This is a genomic window from Burkholderia sp. BE12 (assembly GCF_002959955.1).
Lineage (GTDB): Bacteria > Pseudomonadota > Gammaproteobacteria > Burkholderiales > Burkholderiaceae > Burkholderia.
The window spans coordinates 1-394 of record NZ_PREY01000091.1 but is presented as its reverse complement, the minus strand read 5'-3'; the positions used below and the strand labels follow the sequence as shown (position 1 = coordinate 394).

The following is a 394-nucleotide window of genomic DNA, read 5'->3' as shown; positions in this document are numbered from 1 at the left end:
GGTCACCACGGTAGGATTCATGACTGGGGTGAAGTCGTAACAAGGTAGCCGTATCGGAAGGTGCGGCTGGATCACCTCCTTTCCAGAGCTATCTCGCGCAAGTTGAGCGCTCACGCTTATCGGCTGTTGATTAAGACAGAAAGACTGTCTGCGGTTTAAACCGGTTATCATGCCGGCCGCTTTCAATAATCTTCAATGACAAATATTCGAATGAAGTTTGGTTCGAGTTTTTCTCATTGGCGATTGAGCCAGTCAGAGGATATCAAGCGATATCGGCTGTCGTTCTTTAACAATCTGGAAGAAGTAAGTAATTTGGATAGCGGAAGCGTCTCGAGATGGACGTGGAAACTATCCGGGTTGTGATTGTATCGATGTATCTCAAGATGATTCGAAC

General features: G+C 46.4%; 1 rRNA gene. It reads left to right on the top strand.

Annotated elements, in window-relative coordinates:
- A 16S ribosomal RNA gene (locus tag C4B30_RS35050) occupies window positions 1-82 on the top strand; the annotation flags it as partial.
- Window positions 83-394: the final 312 nt, after the last annotated feature.